Here is a 16,077-nt window from a genome sequence, read left to right on the forward strand (position 1 = left end):
CAGTGATCCCATGTTTATATGCATCAACAGAGATGAAGTTCAATCATAACGGTATTGGAAAGCTGGCAGATGCACAGTCTTGTACCGTAACGGAAAAGAGAAACGGAAGCTATGAACTGAAGCTGGTCTGTCCGGCAGATGGCATCCATGCAGAGATGCTGGAGGAGGGGAATATCATCCTTGCCAAGCCATCCGATACCATGCAGTCTCAGCCGTTCCGCATCTACAAGATCACGACCCCGATAGATGGCAAGCTGGAAGTGCAGGCACGGCATATTTCCTACCAGCTCAACTTTATCACGGTATCACCATTTTCAGTGACCGGATGTGGCGGGGCAATGCAGGGGCTGAAAAGCCATGCGGCTTCCGACTGTCCTTTCGATGTCTGGACAGATGTGGAAACCAGCGCGACTTTTACGCTGGGGGTTCCATCTTCCTTCCGAAACTGCCTCGGAGGTATGGCCGGATCAGTTCTGGACGTTTTTGGCGGTGAATTCGAGTGGGACCGGTATACGGTCAAGTTCCATAAGGCAAGAGGTGCTGACCATAACGTCCACATCATCTACGGTAAGAACCTGACGGATTTCAAGATGGAAAAATCCATCGAGAACACCATCACGGGTGTACATCCGTACTGGGTAGACAACGAAACGCAGGCGGTCATGGAACTGCCGGAGAAGGTAGTGCTGCAAAGCAAACGGTCAATTCCTTACCAGAAGGTCACCGTGCTGGACTGTACCAGCAATTTTCAGGAAAAGCCGAGCGAAGCGGCACTCCGGGAATACGCACAGAACTATATCGACACCACGGACTTAACGGAGCCGGAGATCGATATCAAGATCGACTTTTTACAACTCTGGAATACACCGGGGTATGAGGACATCGTGGAAGCAGAGCGTGTTTCCCTTTGCGATACGGTCCATGTGTTTATCTCAAAGCTGGGAATCGAAGTCAGTTCCAAAGTCACCGAAACCGAGTATGATGCGCTGCTGGAACGCTATAACAGCATCACGCTGTCAAACTCCACGGTCAGCAGCCGGAATTCTTCTCTGACCGGTTCGCTCAACAGCATCCGGAATACAGCGACGATTGCCTATGATACGGCAGTCCGTGCGGAAACGGCGGTGGGAGAGCAGGTCGGTGGGATCACAGCATCCATCATTTATGACGGTGCGCTTTTTGCTGCGCTGTTTGGCCTTCATTATAAAAATGAAACTGACAGTAAGGGAAATACGACCCGATATGCATTCAATGCGGCGACTTTGAAACAGTCAACGGTCGCATGGAAGAACAGCGCTGCCGGGTTGTTTGTATCCACGGATGGCGGTAAGACGTGGGGTTATGGCTGGGAGGCGGATGACACCGCAGTCAGGACAGCGATCCTGCTGGAACAGACCCTCAAAGAACTGGATGACCGCTATAAGAAAGCCACGGAGCTTTCTGAGGAGCTGCTGAAGGAACTGGATGAACGGTACAAAACAGCGGCTGCTATCTCCGCCGAACTTCAGAAAACACTCGACCAGCGGTACGAAACTGCCAAAAAGCTTTCCAAAGAGTTGTATGAGGAACTGGATAAGCGGTATGGCACCTTTACGAAAATCCCAGAAGATCTGCAGAAGGAGTTGGATGAGAGATACAGCGTGGCGAAGAAGCTGTCGGAAGATGTCGAAAAAGAACTGGATAAAAAGTACCAGCCGAGTATCCCGGTATCGGAAAACGCACCGAAGACCCCGGCGGCAGATACGCTCTGGGTCGATAAGAAAAATCTGCGGTTAAAGCTCTGGGATGGAGAACAGTGGCAGACCATCGGCTATGAGCCGGAACAGCCAACGGAACCGACCACACCGACGGAACCGGAAAAGCCGGAGCCGGAAAACCCGGACACCGAAGAAAAAGATAATGGGGGCAAAGAAGAAACAGATGACAAGAAGACCGATCAGGAAGGAGGGAGCGCGTAATGATCACAAGCATTTATCAGGAAGTGGAACTGTCGCTGACGGAGAATCTGATCCCGGTGACAGTTCCGGTCAAGCAGTATGACAACAGGGCACGGAAAGTCAGATGTGTCCTGTATAACAACTCGGTTCAGTATTCTGTACCACAGGACTGCATCGTTGCCTGTTCCGGTACCAGACCGGACGGCACGATCTTCCACTACACCAGCGAGACGGCATCCGACCTTGTGTTTGTTGAAAATGGGGCGGTCGTCTTTACAATCACGACCTTCATGACCGCACAGGCCGGGCGGTTTCCGCTGGATGTTGTTATGCTCAGCGCAGCAGGGGATGTCCTTGGGTCGTTCTCTCTCACATTGAAGGTGGAGCGGGCAGCCATCAACAACGGCAAGATCGCCACTTATACCTACGCTGGCGTGGTGGAAGCCATCCGCAAGGGACTGCTGGAAGTGTATATCACGGATGATGGCTATTTTGCCGTTGTGTCGGAGGATGGACTCGGCTTCAGTGACAAGTCGGAATCCAGCACCATCCAGAAATTCATCGAAAATCTTTTGAACTGTACGGTTACGGATGACGGTTATCTTGCCTTCACCACCGAGGATGGTCTGAAGCTCATCTTTTCAATGGATGGTGACGGACGCTTGATCGTAGAGTTTGCAAACGGCTGATGCAGCCGGGAAAGGGGAAAATATGTCGGAATATATCGGCAACCGAATCGTCCCTCGCCATGATGGTGTCTGGGACAAAGCAAAAGAATATGAACCTCTTACCATTGTGTATGAGGAATCCACAGGCGACAGCTATATGAGCCGGAAACCTGTGCCGGCCGGAACGCTTCTGTCACAGGAGGAATACTGGGCGATGTGTTCCCGGTTCTCGGAGCAGATGGCTCTGTACCGTCAGAATACGGCAGAAGAAGTGGAGCAGTTCCGCAAGGATACTGCGGCAGATGTAGAGCAGCTTCGTACAGATACTGCATCAGATGTGGCAGTCCTGCGCAAGATGACCGCACAGGATGTAGCGGATATCACTCAGAAAGTCGATGCAGCGAACAGTGCAGTTGCAGCCAGTAAGTCCGAGATGGATAAGACTGCAGAAACACTGAAAGCCCAGATCAATGCCAACGTCAAGGCATCTACGGACAAAAATGCCAACTATGCGCAGGAGCTGGTAGATGCCCGTGTGGATGATGAGGGAAAGACTTATCCCACAGTCGGTGACAATATCCGTGCAGTCGGCAGGGTGCGTTCCATGCAGAATATCATGAAGAACTGGGTGATTAAAAATGGTTTTGTAAACCAGAATGGAAATCTTTTAGCCTCAGAGGACTGGCGGGCGGCATATATGGTCCCTGTCAGTGGCGGGGCAATTCTGGTGGACGGTCCGTTCGGCTACATGAGTGGCCGGGATGACTATAATAACGTGGTCTGTTATGACATGGACCGTAAGTTCCTCGGTGGCTGTTTCCGGGCAGAGAGCGGCAAGGTCTATGACAACTATGTGATCACACTGCTTCCGAATACCCGTTTTATCTCTGTCACCACCAATGCGAAACTGCAGTCGAAACTCTCTGTGTATTTTTACGACAACATGCTCCCACTGAGATTGCTGTCAAATTATGCAACTGGTTGGCAGTGGATGAACGGCAGCGTGGATATCAGGTTCACGGGCAGCAAGGTGACAGTCACATTCCCGGAGGGGAAGGACGTATATGTCTGCCGCCGTACAAATGGTACACAGTATGAGCAGACGAAACTGGGGGCAGAGAACAGTACTTCGGTTGATTTTACTGCGAAAGGCTGGTGGGCAATCTATTACGATGGAATGGAAGTATCTGCTGATGAAACGGGAGAAAAGATTGAACTGCCGGTCATCAAAGTGGAAAACACGGTCGGTGACTGGGGCGGTTTGTTTACAAGGAACCGTTTTGTGTTTGCGATCCTTTATCAAGCAAATGTTGTATATGCGGCTCCTTCGAACAGCGGTACCGTCATCAACGGAATCGATTATGGAAATCCGGCGAAAGCGGCGTATAATTCGATGACCTGGCACAAGTACCGTTCAGCAAAGATGTTCCTCGCTACAGGCCAGTTTGCGATCGATATGGTCAACCGCACCATTCAGGTCACGAAACGTATCCTGGCGGTTGTCGATAACGGTGCTTACTACTGGATCAGTGCTAGTGAGGAGCCGGTACCGATGTTGGATAGTACGGAAGCAGAAAAGCATCACATGCTGATCCTTGCCTATGACTCGTCCATAGATCAGATCAATCTTTATAACACTGCACAGTTCCGGGCATTGGGAGTAAACGGCTACTATATCGCTGCATGGTATGAAAACCATTTCTGGTATCCGCACATGGGTTCCTCTTTCAGCATTGTGCTGGATGGCACGACTTATAAGGCCGGTGAGCTTTTCGATGAAGAACGGCGTGATTCCTATATCGAAAAGAAGTATGAGGACCGCTTCCAGCAGCTCCGCACGGATCTTGCCGGTAAGGATTCCCGCCATATGTATCTGGCAAGCGGCGGTATTACCATTGACCAGGATGGCGGTACGATCCAGGTCAGTACCAAGTGTCTGGGTGTTCCGGATACGTTCCACTATGAGTGGATCATGGCAGGCGATCCGGTAGAGATGGCATTTAACACACCCAGCTCGACATTTGGTATGCCGATGCGCATCCTCGCTTATGATGCCGGTACGAAAACCATCAATCTGTACGACACCAGCCTGTTCCGAAAGCTGGGTACGAATGGTTTCTATATTGCATCCTGGTATCAGAGCAAGCTGTATAATCCGCACATTCACCCGGATGTGAAGTTCATTGTGGGCGGTAAGGAATACAAAGCGGGTGATCTCTTCGCAGATAACGCGGCATCTTTCATCCCGAAGCGTATCACGGATTATGTGCAGAAAGCCATTACTCCGGCTGTAGAGGATGATATCGTGACTCCGTCCCACTGGGACTGCATGGAGGGTCGCCAGCTTTCCATCTTCTTTGACTGTCTTTCCCGCCACGATGGCAAGGAAAATCTGTATGTGCTCGCCAGAGGCACGAATGCACCGAGCCTGACCCGGAACGAGTATTGCATGAACTACACGCCGACGAAGGACAGCACGGATTTTGCACTGACCGTCCGCCGTCTGGATGAAGATGACTGCCATACGGTATCGTCCAAACCTGTGCAGGTCAGGGTCCACCATAAGCTGAAGGACAAGCTCACGAAGAATATCTGCATCTGTGGAGACTCTCTTGTGGACAATGGTTCTGTGGCAACGGAAGTGTACCGTCTGCTGGCAGAGGATAATGACTGCGTGATCCACCAACTGGGAACGAGAGGACCGTCTGGCGGCAAGCACGAAGGACGCGGCAGCTGGACATTTGCCCGGTATCTGGCAGACACGGATTACGCCGGCAAAACGAATGCGTTCTGGGACAAGATCAAAGGCCGTCTGGATTTCCAGAAATACTGCGAGACCAACGGCTACGAGGGTATCGACTACTTCCTGATCGCACTCGGCACCAATGACGTGTCACAGGGAACAACACTTTACCGCACGGAGGCAGAGGTGCAGAAGTTCGTGGATCAGGCAAAACAGTTCATTGATGCGCTGCTGGATAAGGAAACGGGCTTCCCGAACTGCAAGATCGGTATCGGCCTTTGCGGACCCGGCTCGGATTATTCTTATCAGTGCGGTTCCAGCATGGGTATCTTTCATATGAGCATCAACACGCTGAACCTTGCACTGATTAAGGCATTCGATGCTGGCAAGTACCGCAAAAACGTGACTTGTTTTGCCCACGGTCTTCGCACGGACCGCCGTCTGGCATTTCCGTATTCGGACAAGTCGGTGACGAACCGGTTCACGGAAACCAGCCGGACGCTGACCAACAGCATCCACCCGTCCGGAAGAGGCTATCAGGCATGGGCAGACGGCTATTACTGCCAGATCCGTGCATGGCTGACGGAGGACAGCAAATAAATTTCCACCGTCCCTGACAGACATACCTCCAAAATGTCTGTGAAACGGTGTTCATTATAGAAGGAGTATACACAAGGCGGCATCGACCGTCTATTTTTTATGCCCGGATTGGGCAGGAAAGGACAAGATTATGCAGAATGTGATCGACAAGATTGAATGGATGTTTGCAGGTCTGGGTGGTTTCCTGGGCTGGTTCTTCGGCGGGTTTGACGGCTTCCTGTATGCACTTGTAGTGTTCGTGGTCTGCGACTACTTCACCGGAGTGCTGGCGGCAGCGATCAAGCATGAGCTTTCTTCTGAAGTTGGCTTTAAGGGCATCGCCAAGAAGGTGTGTATCTTTGTACTGGTCGGCATTGCCAACATCATTGACACACAGATCCTTCAGAATGGGGCCGCCATCCGTACTGCAGTGGTGTTCTTCTATTTGGCGAATGAGGGCCTGAGCTGCCTCGAAAACGCAGCAGTCATTGGTCTTCCGGTGCCGGAGAAGCTCAAGGAGATGCTGGCACAGCTGAAGGAAGAAAAGGAGAATAAGGACGAGTAATCAGTGGGGAGAGGTGTAACAGCCTCTCCCTCAATTTTTAGGAGGTAAGCAATATGAGTAAGAAAGAGTATCCCGCAAAACTGACGACTGGTTATTACCGCGTGCGTGAAGTCTGGGAAGATGAGGCATCCCAGTTTGGCGCGTACCGTCTGTTGGCGAATGCAAAAGCCAAGTGCGATGAGAACCCCGGCAGCCGCGTGTTCGACAATGACGGCAACGTGATCTATCCGGAAGAGGCTGTCCCGGATACCGGCGCAGATGAGAGTGAAGAGAAAGCAGTCGTGGACGATATCCCGGAAGATAAGCCGGAAACCACACCCCCTGTGGAGGATACCCCGGCAGAGAAAGAAGCCGAAGACGAAGTGGATGAGAATGAGTTCCCGACTGCGGAGGAGCTTCCGGCGACCATTGCCTACGGCAAGCTCAAGACCCTCATGAACATCCGTAAAAAGCCGAGTCTGGAAGCGGAGGTCGTAGCGGTCTACAAGAAGAATGCCCTTGTGGAAGTCGTGCAGTTCTGTGATGGCTGGCTGAAGATCAAGTGTGCCGAAGCAGAGGCTGGTGTCGCATATGTCCTGAACAGTGCGGACACCTATGCGTTCACAGCTGGCAGGATCTATACCGTTGTTCCCGGTGATAATCTCTGGAAGATCGCGGAAAAGGAACTGGGAAGCGGCAGCCGCTGTGCAGATATCTGTGTGCTGAATGGTCTGACTTCCAATGCCATCCGGGTCGGCATGAAACTGCTGATCCCGTAACAACAGAATAACCACAGCGCGAGGTTCAGAGTGATCTGGGCCTCAATTTTTTTTAGCAGGAGGAAATCATTATGGGATATACCAATAGTCCACTCGTTGTTTATACAAAATTCTCCCCAAACCATTCCGGGCAGAGGACACACAGCATCGACCGTATCACACCGCATTGTGTGGTTGGTCAGCTTTCTGCGGAAAGCATCTGCGGCTGCTTCACCAGCACAAGCCGTCAGGCAAGCTGCAACTACGGCATCGGCACAGACGGCCGTGTGTCGCTTTGTGTCGAAGAAAAGAACCGCAGCTGGTGTTCGTCCAGCAATGCCAATGACCAGAGGGCGGTCACCATCGAATGCGCCAGCGACATGAATGAGCCGTATGCCATGAACAGTGCCGTATATGACTCTCTTGTCAAGCTCTGCATTGATATCTGCAAGCGTAACGGGAAGAAGAAGCTCCTGTGGCTGGGTGATAAAAATAAGACACTCAACTATGCTCCGGCGGCAGATGAAATGGTGCTGACCGTTCACCGCTGGTTTGCGAATAAAAGCTGCCCTGGAAACTGGCTGTATGCCCGCCTGGGTGATCTGGCCGCAAGGGTAACTGCAGCACTGGGCGGTTCATCCTCATCCGGCATGCAGGCTTCTTCGCTGAAAAATCTCTCGGAAGCAGAAGCAGTTGCAAAGATCGGTCCGCTGTTTACTGCGAACCAGAAAACCACGGGCATCCTTGCCTGCGTGTCGATGGCACAGTTCATTCTGGAATCCGGCTACGGTAAATCTGAGCTGGCACAGAATGCCAATAACTGCTTCGGTATGAAGACTTCGCTTTCCGGGAACAGCTGGAGCGGCAGTAGTTGGGATGGCAAGTCTGTCTATACCAAGAAAACACAGGAGCAGAATACCGATGGCAGTTATGTGACGATCACTGCTGACTTCCGCAAGTACGCTTGTGTGGAAGACTCTATTGCCGATCATGCGGCATATCTGCTCGGTGCGATGAGCGGCAGCAGGAAACGCTATGAGGGTCTGGCAGGCTGTACCGATTACAAGAAAGCGGCACAGATCATCAAGGCTGGTGGCTATGCTACCAGCCACACTTATGTGCAGAGCCTCTGCAGTATCATCGAGCGTTGGAACCTGACGCAGTATAATGCGACCTCCGGCAGCCATACCACCATTTCCGGCTGGTATCGTGTCCGTAAGAGCTGGCAGAATGCCGCTTCCCAGAAAGGTGCGTTCCACGACCTCACCTATGCAAAGCAGTGCGCGGATAAGAATCCTGGCTATTATGTTTTTGATCCGGCGGGTAAAGCCGTCTACCCGGAACCGAAGTCTTCAGTCCCGTATACTGTGCGTGTGTCCATTAAAGACCTCAACATCCGCAAGGGTCCAGGAACAAATTACGGTAAGACCGGTTATTACACCGGGAAAGGCGTGTTTACTATCGTGGCAGAATCTGCCGGTGCTGGCTCTGCGAAGGGCTGGGGCAAGCTGAAATCCGGTGCAGGGTGGATCGCACTTGACTTTGCGGCCCGTATCTAAAAACAGTCCCCGTCCTCCTTGGGCGGGGCATACATATGGTGCAGATAAGACAATAATCCACCAGATTATTCTCCGTCTTTCTGCATCGGAATTACTTGATAATATCACGAAACAGAGGGAATATGTGACTGCTCAAAGAGAAGAAAACGGGCAGGAAAGGAGCGAAAACTATGAGTACTGGTACGGATTTCCTTGCAAATCTGCAGAAAAAGACTGTGAAGAATACAGTACAGCAGAAACAGCAGAAGAGAGTAAATGCATCTGCTGTGGATGTCTCGGCTTTACTGGAAGCCGCTCTTGGGAAAAAGAAACCTGTGGAAGCTGTGGCAGATGTTCGTCAAAGTACGGATGCTGCCACAGCTTCTTTTTTAACACTGGCTGATACGCACCAAGGCAGGTCTACTCAACAAAAACCAAAAAACGCATCAGATAAAAAACAGACACCCCAAAAATCAAAAGACATCGTGGACGCCGGTATCACAGCTCTTATCCAGAAAGCTCTGGATGCCAAAAAGGTCATGGCAGAGCCGGACATTGCAGAACGGCTGCAGAGCAGTATGGAAAGTGAGTTTACGAAGCTCTTCACACCGGAAGAACCGCAGGATAACAAGTTCGTTTCGACGGCGACCTTCCGGGCTACCAAAAAGAAAGCCGGAACCCTTAATGTGGCAGCTTACATCCGCGTTTCTACGGACATGAGCGACCAGGAGAACTCCTATGAAACGCAGGAAAAATACTTTAACCAGCTGATTGAAAATAATCCGGCATGGAATGCAGTCGGTGTGTACTCCGATTACGGCATCTCCGGCACTTCCAAGGAAAAGAGAACCGGATTCCGCCGACTGATGCGTCATTGTAAGGACGGGAAGATCGACCGCATTGTGTGCAAGTCCATATCACGATTTGCCCGAAACACGGCTGACTTTATGAGTGCACTGGATGTCCTGCATGACTGCGGGGTAACGATTCTGTTCGAGAAAGAAAATCTGGATACGGCAGACCCGACCAGCGACTTCATCCTTACGACACTGGCAGCCATTGCACAGGAAGAAAGCCGCAGCATTTCCAGTAACATCCGGCTGGGGCAGAAGATGCGCTTTCCGAAGGGGGATGTTCCAAACAAGATCATGTACGGATACCGCTACAATGGGAAGATGGTTACCTCCGAGAGCGGATATGAGTATAAAGATATTGAGATCGTTGAGGAAGAAGCCAGGGTCGTCCGGCGCATTTTCCATGAAGTCGTGGAAGGGAAAGCCTATACGGAGATTGCGCGGGGACTGAACATGGACAAGATTCCGGCTCCTGTCACCGACGCAGTGAGAGTAAGAAAGAAAAAATCCAAGAAAGGGCAGTTAAACAGTGATCTGCTGGATGGATGGACAGGCGGGAATATCACGCGGATCGTCCGCGCCGAGCGGTACATGGGTGCAGTCCTTATCCAGAAGAAGTTCACATCGGATTATCTGACACATGAAGTACGGGACAACAAAGGCGAAGTTCCTCAGTATTTTGTCCGGAACCATCATCCGGCAATCGTTGACGAGGACCTGTTTGAAAAGGCACAGGAAGTCGTAAAAGTAAACAGCGATTTATATAACAGGACAAGATCCGGCAAGAAGCCGAGAGCGTTTTCCCAAAGACTAATCTGCGGGGAGTGCGGTCGCTTTTTCCATGTGACAAACGGAAATGGGAACTATCCCATCTGGCGGTGCCCGACGAGCAGCCGGACGACAGGAAAACGTATCTGCCATGCAGAAAAAGTATACGAGGAACAGATTGTCCGAGCCTTCCGTAAAGCAGTCCTGGAGAGGTTCCGGCTGACGCTTAAGCCCATCCATGACAACGTGGCTGTGGCAGACATCATGAGCGGACGGTTCAAAGAGCAGTATGACAACTTCACCCCGGAAGCAGATTCTTTTGTAAGCCAGATGCTTGCACGGCTGGAGAGCATTCAGAAGCTGGATTTTATGGAACGCGACCGTGCTTTTTATAAAAAACAGATTGCCGCAGCCCACACCAGTGTGGAAAGCACCAGTAAGAAGATCCGGCTCCTGAAAAGTCAGGTGGATGTGATGCAGACCCGTCTGGAACTTCTCGGTGACGAGATGATCGACCCTGCTTCTATTGAGGAGAAGAAAAAGCTCATTGAGAAACTGGAGCGTGATATTCAGAAGGACACGGACACTGAGCAGAAGCTGACCGAACAGCTCGACTATATGGAAGACTACTGGGAAGAACTGGAGGGCGACTATGAACGAAGGGAAAAGGCAATCGAGTGGATGAAGCAACTTCCGGCGGGGCGGGATGGTACGGTGGCCTTTCTAAATGGAGTGACCGAAGAACACTGCAAGGCCTTCCTCCTCTCCATCACGATCCATTCACCGCTGAAGTTTACGGTCCACTGGTTCGATGACACCAAGACCGAGGTAGAGATGGATTCCAATATTGAAGATTACCGCAATACCGCAAGCTATTATGACGGGCATACGATGCGCGACGGCAGCCAGCGGAAGAGGCATGTAAGATAAGACCAGTTGCAAGGCTGGAAGAAAGGAGCAGATTATGACAAGACAAAAAGTGGATGTGATCCCCGCCAGTGTGCGCTCGGTACAGAACGGCGGGCAGCTGAAAAGCCAGAGCAACATCCGTGTGGCGGCTTACTGCCGTGTTTCCACGGGAGATGAGAGTCAGCAGACTTCCTACACGACACAGAAAGCATTCTACAAAGACCTCATCACCCGGAAGCCCGGCTGGATTTTTGCCGGCATCTACGCGGATGAAGCAAAATCTGGTACGAACCGGGAACATCGAGAGGAATTCAACCGCATGATAAAAGATGCGATGGATGGAAAGCTGGACTACATCGTTACAAAGTCCATTTCCCGATTTGCACGAAACACTATTGACTCCCTGACCTGTACCCGTGAGCTTCGGCAGCTGAAGCCGCCCGTGGGTATCTATTTCGAGAAAGAGAACATCGACACACTGGATGCCAAAGGTGAGCTGATCCTTACGATTCTTTCTGCACTGGCACAGGATGAGAGCCGTTCCATTTCCGATAACATCCGATGGAGCATCCAGAAGAAGTTCCAGTCTGGTGTCCCGCATATCAATCTGAAACGGATGCTGGGATATGAGCTTGGGGCAAATAAGCAGTGGGTCATCGTGCCGGAGCAGGCAGAGATCATCCGGTACATTTTTGACCGCTTCGTGAAAGGCCAGACGGCGAATAAGATCGCACTGGAGCTGAACCAGATGGAAAAGTTCACGGTCAACGGAAAGAAATGGAGTGCCAGCTCGATCCTGATCGTCCTGCGGAATGAGAAGTATGTGGGCGACATCGAGATGCAGAAGACCATCACCAAAGACTTCCTTACCCACCGTTCAAGCATCAACAAGGGCGAAGCACCCCGCTACTATGTGAAGAACCATCATGTGGGTATCATCGACCGTGTGACTTGGGACAAAGTGCAGACCATGCTGTTCGAGAAGCCGAGGGCAGACATGACGAAAGGCCCCGGCAAGAAAAAGGTAAAGAGCATTAAGGGTTCTCCGTTTGGAAACCTGCGCTGCGGTGCGATCCTGGAGAATGGGCCGGATGCCGGAAAACCCTGCGGGGAAGGATTCTTCCGTACAACCTACACGGGTGTGGCAAATGGTTACAGCGATGAGCGGAGTCTTAAGGCGACTGGTGAGGATACCGGAGAGTATCTGGAAAAATACGCTTATTCGTATCCCGTTTGGCGGTGCAAGCGTAAGGTCGGGGAGCGGGACGGTGAGCCGCCGAAGAACGGTTCTCCCGACCAGAAAGCGTATTGCCGGAGCAAGAAAGGCTGCATGTCAGATGAGGAAAAGGAAGCTGCAAACAAGCGCTGCCCCTCAGAACGCTACCATGAGTGTGCGCTGGAGCAGAGTTTCATGGAACTGCTCTACAGCATGAAGCGTGATTTTGAACAACACGGAGATGCCTCCATGATCGTGACGATGTTTGACAATGCCTATGAGCAGGCTGTCCGGCTGGCGAATAACAACAGCATCTCGGTGCAGAGGATGGCAACGGTGGAAAATCAGATCAAGGAGATGGAAGAACGCCTGCAGGATGCCATCAGCCATCAGGTGGCGGCGCTTCGGGAAGCTGCACTGGAACAGAATGTGGAACTGAATGAAGCCCTTTCCAACGGGGAGGTGACTATTGACGACATCGACCTGGACATCCGAAGCGGACTGACACCAGGAAGCATCGGAGTAAGCTTCTATGGGACAGAAACGGAGGAAGGCTCGGAAGCCCAGATTTATACAGAGCTTGTGAACGACCTGCAGGAACGGCTGAAAACACTCCAACAGGAAAGGCAGACGATAGAGGAAGAACAGGGCGTGCTGGCGATCATGAAAAAGAACTTTGAATATTTCCTTGCCTGCCTGAAAGAACTGCCGGATACCAATGCAGGCGGAATGCCGTTAAGAGTCAACGGCCTGGATGTACAGGGAAGTCTTCTGAGAGATGTAGACGGCAAGCCCATCGAGGGCCGGGTGTCTGCCGTGACCAGGGGCAGGCTCAAGCTGACTCCTGAGCGGATCGCAGAAGCACCAGATATGCTCCACTTTGAAAAAGGCATCTACTGTGCTTTTGTTGAGAGCGGAGTACTGCAGGGGGATGTGGCAACCTATAAGACAAACTTCGGTGTGACACTGACCTCAAAGGGCAACCGCAGAACGCTTGACAGCTTCATGGGCTATAAGCGGAGTGACATGGACGGCAATGTGGTCTATGTGGACGCTCCTTATAAGGTGTACGGATTCAGCATTCAGTACCGCAGATACCTGACAACTGCAGCGAAGCGCGAGAGGGAAGAAGCGGTGTGATGGAAGGAGACAGGACCCTGCCGGGTGTGGCTTTTTGAGGCTGCATCTGGCAGGGCTTTTTTTGTTTTTAAGGTTTTATTGTGCTGCTATTTTGCCTGCTTTTTTGTCTTGGCTTTTTTACCCGTAAGGATTGCTATGTGCAGAATCCTGTTATATGTTGTGGGTGGCGAGAAATACACATACGACAGAAAATACACATAGCGAGGAGTGTTTGAAATGAATGAGGTAGCTGGGATGCTGGCAGAGAAATATGGCGCAACAGCTGATGAGATTGTGGCGGCCGGTGCTATGAAATTATATCTCCAGAGCATGGAGCCGGCAGAGGCACTGAGAAAGGTGAGGGCTGTGTATGAGCCAAAAGTGATCCGGCTTGACAGTGGCGAAGGCGTGCCAGTACAAAGCAATATTGATGGTGCAAAGTACGCTGCATTCATCGATGAGTCAGTGACATTTGCTAATCAGAAGATGAGAGAGCGTCGGGGTGCACTGGCAGAAATGGTTATGGAAAAGTTGAAAGCCGTGGATGGAAAATGCCTGATCGAGTGTGCCAGCGAGGAGTTCATAAGTTTTATCGAAGATGCTTATCGGTGTCTAAGGCGGGGAGAGAGATAATACAGGAATTTAAGAAGTCTGCAGTTGATGAGATAAAAGAACTGGATGAGAAAAGAAGTGCATAATTGAAACTTATCGGCCCACTGGCGTATTGTGTAGATTCCTACATGGTCCGCTGGTGGGCTTCTTTTTTTGTCCTTATCCGCATAAACCACAGACAGCACTTCGGCGTGTTCCAAAGTGCAGTTGTGGCTTATGCGGGCCTTTTTGTTATATGATCAACAAGTTATAAAATCAAACTCCTAAGCCGTATAAAATTGCTTTCATCTCCTTTACCATCCGGGTGAGAATCTCCTGTTCAATTGCATTACAGTCTAAAAGCAGACGGTGGATCTCGGAATTGGCAGTGGACGCGGAGTGCGTCAAACTGTCTACAAGAAGATCATCTGCTGAGACATTTAGTGCGTTGGCAATATCAACCAGTGTATCAAGACTGGGACGGTTAATGGCGGTTTCGATAACACTGATGTGTTTTCGGGTCATATTAAGCTGTTCACCGAGTGCCTCCTGTGTGATTCCGGTCTGTTTACGTGCGTTTGCGATACGTTTACCTAAAGATTCATAATCAATAGCCATGTATGTTCCTCCTTATGTGCACCCGCATAAGGCAGTTACGATTATCCCGCAGAGAAAAATACATAGCAACTTAATTACAGAAATTCTAAGGCCGCAAAGGGCTACACCTCTATCTGTTATGTGGTCTAAGGCTGTTTTGCTACTTGGTATGTAGCAAAATGCGAAACGTGCTACATGATAGGTAGCAGTCAAATCATCAATCAAACCTTATAATATAAATGTAGAAAAGACTGCGTACAGAAAGGGACGATGATGACGAACAAAGGAGAAAAAGGGATTCTTACATTATACAGTGATGTACAGGCGACTTCTGTTCGTTGGCTGTGGTATCCATTCATAGCAGTTGGAAAGATCACATTGCTGCAAGGTGACCCCGGTGATGGCAAATCCACAATGATGATGCACCTGATAGCCGAGCTGTCTAAGGGAGGAACCCTGCCAGATGGTAAAACCATCGGAATGCCGCAAAGGGCTATTTACCAGTGCTCAGAAGATGGCATTTCAGATACCATTAAGCCCCGGCTTGAAAAATGTGGGGCAGATTGCAGGAATGTGGCCTTCATAAATGAAGAAACATACAGCGGCCTGACACTGGATGATGAGCGCATCCGGCAGGCTATTATAGAATTCCGGCCGCGGCTGGTAGTTATTGATCCGATACAGGCATATCTTGGAAGTGATTCCGACCTCCAGATTGCAGGAAGAGCCAGAAGGCTGATGCAGCGCCTTGGCATGTGGGCATCTATGTATGACTGTGCCATTGTGCTGATCGGACACCTTAATAAAAAAGAAGGAACAAAGGGCCTTTACCGGAGCCTTGGCAGCATCGATGTTGTTGCAGCCGCCCGGAGTGTCCTGCAAGTAGAACGGGATGCGGAGAAGTCAGATATCCGCATTGTGCGGCAGATAAAAAACAGTCTGGCTCCGTCAGATGGTGAAATCAAATTCTCGATAACAGCGGAGCAGGGCTTCAAATGGCTGGAGTGTGAAATTAAGCCAGATCCATCAGCGGAGCCGGAAACACCAGTTTTTGAGTCAAAATCTGAGAAGGCGGCGTATCTGATCAAGAAGCTGCTTTCCGGGGGTGACATGAGATCTAGAGAAATCTATATGCGGATGAGCGATGAAGGTATCAGCCGCAGGACAGCAGAAAATACAAAGAAAGAACTCGGCATCCGGAGTTACCGGAAGATGCGACAGTGGTACTGGAGCATGAAGCCGGAGAAATGAGAGGA

10 protein-coding genes and 2 pseudogenes are annotated in these 16,077 nt (G+C 50.8%); 11 read left to right on the forward strand and 1 reads right to left on the reverse strand.

Annotated features, from left to right (window positions below):
• Window positions 1-2: 2 nt before the first annotated feature.
• The 10 genes and pseudogenes from DWY89_RS00375 to DWY89_RS00415 all read left to right on the forward strand — a co-directional run bounded on the left by DWY89_RS00375 (window position 3) and on the right by DWY89_RS00415 (window position 14,266).
• Window positions 3-1,958 carry a phage tail spike protein gene (locus DWY89_RS00375; RefSeq protein ID WP_118524265.1) on the forward strand — a complete coding sequence of 652 codons (1,956 nt, stop codon included), beginning with the start codon at window positions 3-5 and terminating at the stop codon, window positions 1,956-1,958.
• Window positions 1,958-2,626, forward strand: coding sequence for a hypothetical protein (locus tag DWY89_RS00380; protein ID WP_118524266.1), 669 nt, complete (start codon window positions 1,958-1,960; stop codon window positions 2,624-2,626). The genes DWY89_RS00375 and DWY89_RS00380 overlap by 1 nt, the downstream gene beginning before the upstream one ends.
• A gap of 22 nt (window positions 2,627-2,648) precedes the next feature.
• Window positions 2,649-5,948: an SGNH/GDSL hydrolase family protein gene (locus DWY89_RS00385; protein ID WP_118524267.1), complete on the forward strand. Its 3,300-nt coding sequence runs from the start codon at window positions 2,649-2,651 to the stop codon at window positions 5,946-5,948.
• Window positions 5,949-6,078: 130 nt separating this feature from the next.
• Window positions 6,079-6,492 carry a phage holin family protein gene (locus DWY89_RS00390; RefSeq protein WP_118524268.1) on the forward strand — a complete coding sequence of 138 codons (414 nt, stop codon included), beginning with the start codon at window positions 6,079-6,081 and terminating at the stop codon, window positions 6,490-6,492.
• Between the two features lie 53 nt (window positions 6,493-6,545).
• Window positions 6,546-7,250 (forward strand): LysM peptidoglycan-binding domain-containing protein, encoded by a 705-nt coding sequence (locus DWY89_RS14475; protein ID WP_118524269.1) that lies wholly within the window; start codon window positions 6,546-6,548, stop codon window positions 7,248-7,250.
• Window positions 7,251-7,321: 71 nt separating this feature from the next.
• Window positions 7,322-7,873: pseudogene (locus DWY89_RS14770) on the forward strand (N-acetylmuramoyl-L-alanine amidase); the annotation flags it as partial.
• A gap of 75 nt (window positions 7,874-7,948) precedes the next feature.
• Window positions 7,949-8,788: pseudogene (locus tag DWY89_RS14775) on the forward strand (glucosaminidase domain-containing protein); the annotation flags it as partial.
• 170 nt (window positions 8,789-8,958) lie between these two features.
• Window positions 8,959-11,319, forward strand: coding sequence for a recombinase family protein (locus DWY89_RS00405; RefSeq protein ID WP_118524271.1), 2,361 nt, complete (start codon window positions 8,959-8,961; stop codon window positions 11,317-11,319).
• A 34-nt stretch (window positions 11,320-11,353) separates the two neighbouring features.
• Complete coding sequence (locus tag DWY89_RS00410; RefSeq protein ID WP_118524272.1) at window positions 11,354-13,654, forward strand: recombinase family protein; 2,301 nt, start codon at window positions 11,354-11,356, stop codon at window positions 13,652-13,654.
• Window positions 13,655-13,870: 216 nt separating this feature from the next.
• Entirely contained in the window at window positions 13,871-14,266 is a 396-nt protein-coding gene (locus DWY89_RS00415) for a hypothetical protein (RefSeq protein WP_118524273.1), read from the forward strand.
• Window positions 14,267-14,500: 234 nt separating this feature from the next.
• On the opposite strand, the gene DWY89_RS00420 is transcribed toward DWY89_RS00415, so the two are convergent.
• A complete protein-coding gene (locus DWY89_RS00420) occupies window positions 14,501-14,842 on the reverse strand; it encodes a helix-turn-helix transcriptional regulator (protein ID WP_118524274.1) in 342 nt (113 codons plus the stop codon).
• A gap of 249 nt (window positions 14,843-15,091) precedes the next feature.
• Between DWY89_RS00420 and DWY89_RS00425 the strand changes: the two genes are divergently transcribed.
• The gene (locus DWY89_RS00425; protein WP_118524275.1) at window positions 15,092-16,072 is read left to right on the forward strand and encodes an AAA family ATPase; all 981 of its coding nucleotides are present in this window, start codon (window positions 15,092-15,094) and stop codon (window positions 16,070-16,072) included.
• The last annotated feature ends 5 nt before the right edge of the window (window positions 16,073-16,077 follow it).

The organism is Clostridium sp. AF27-5AA (assembly GCF_003478415.1).
Classification (GTDB): Bacteria; Bacillota; Clostridia; order Lachnospirales; family Lachnospiraceae; genus Otoolea; species Otoolea fessa.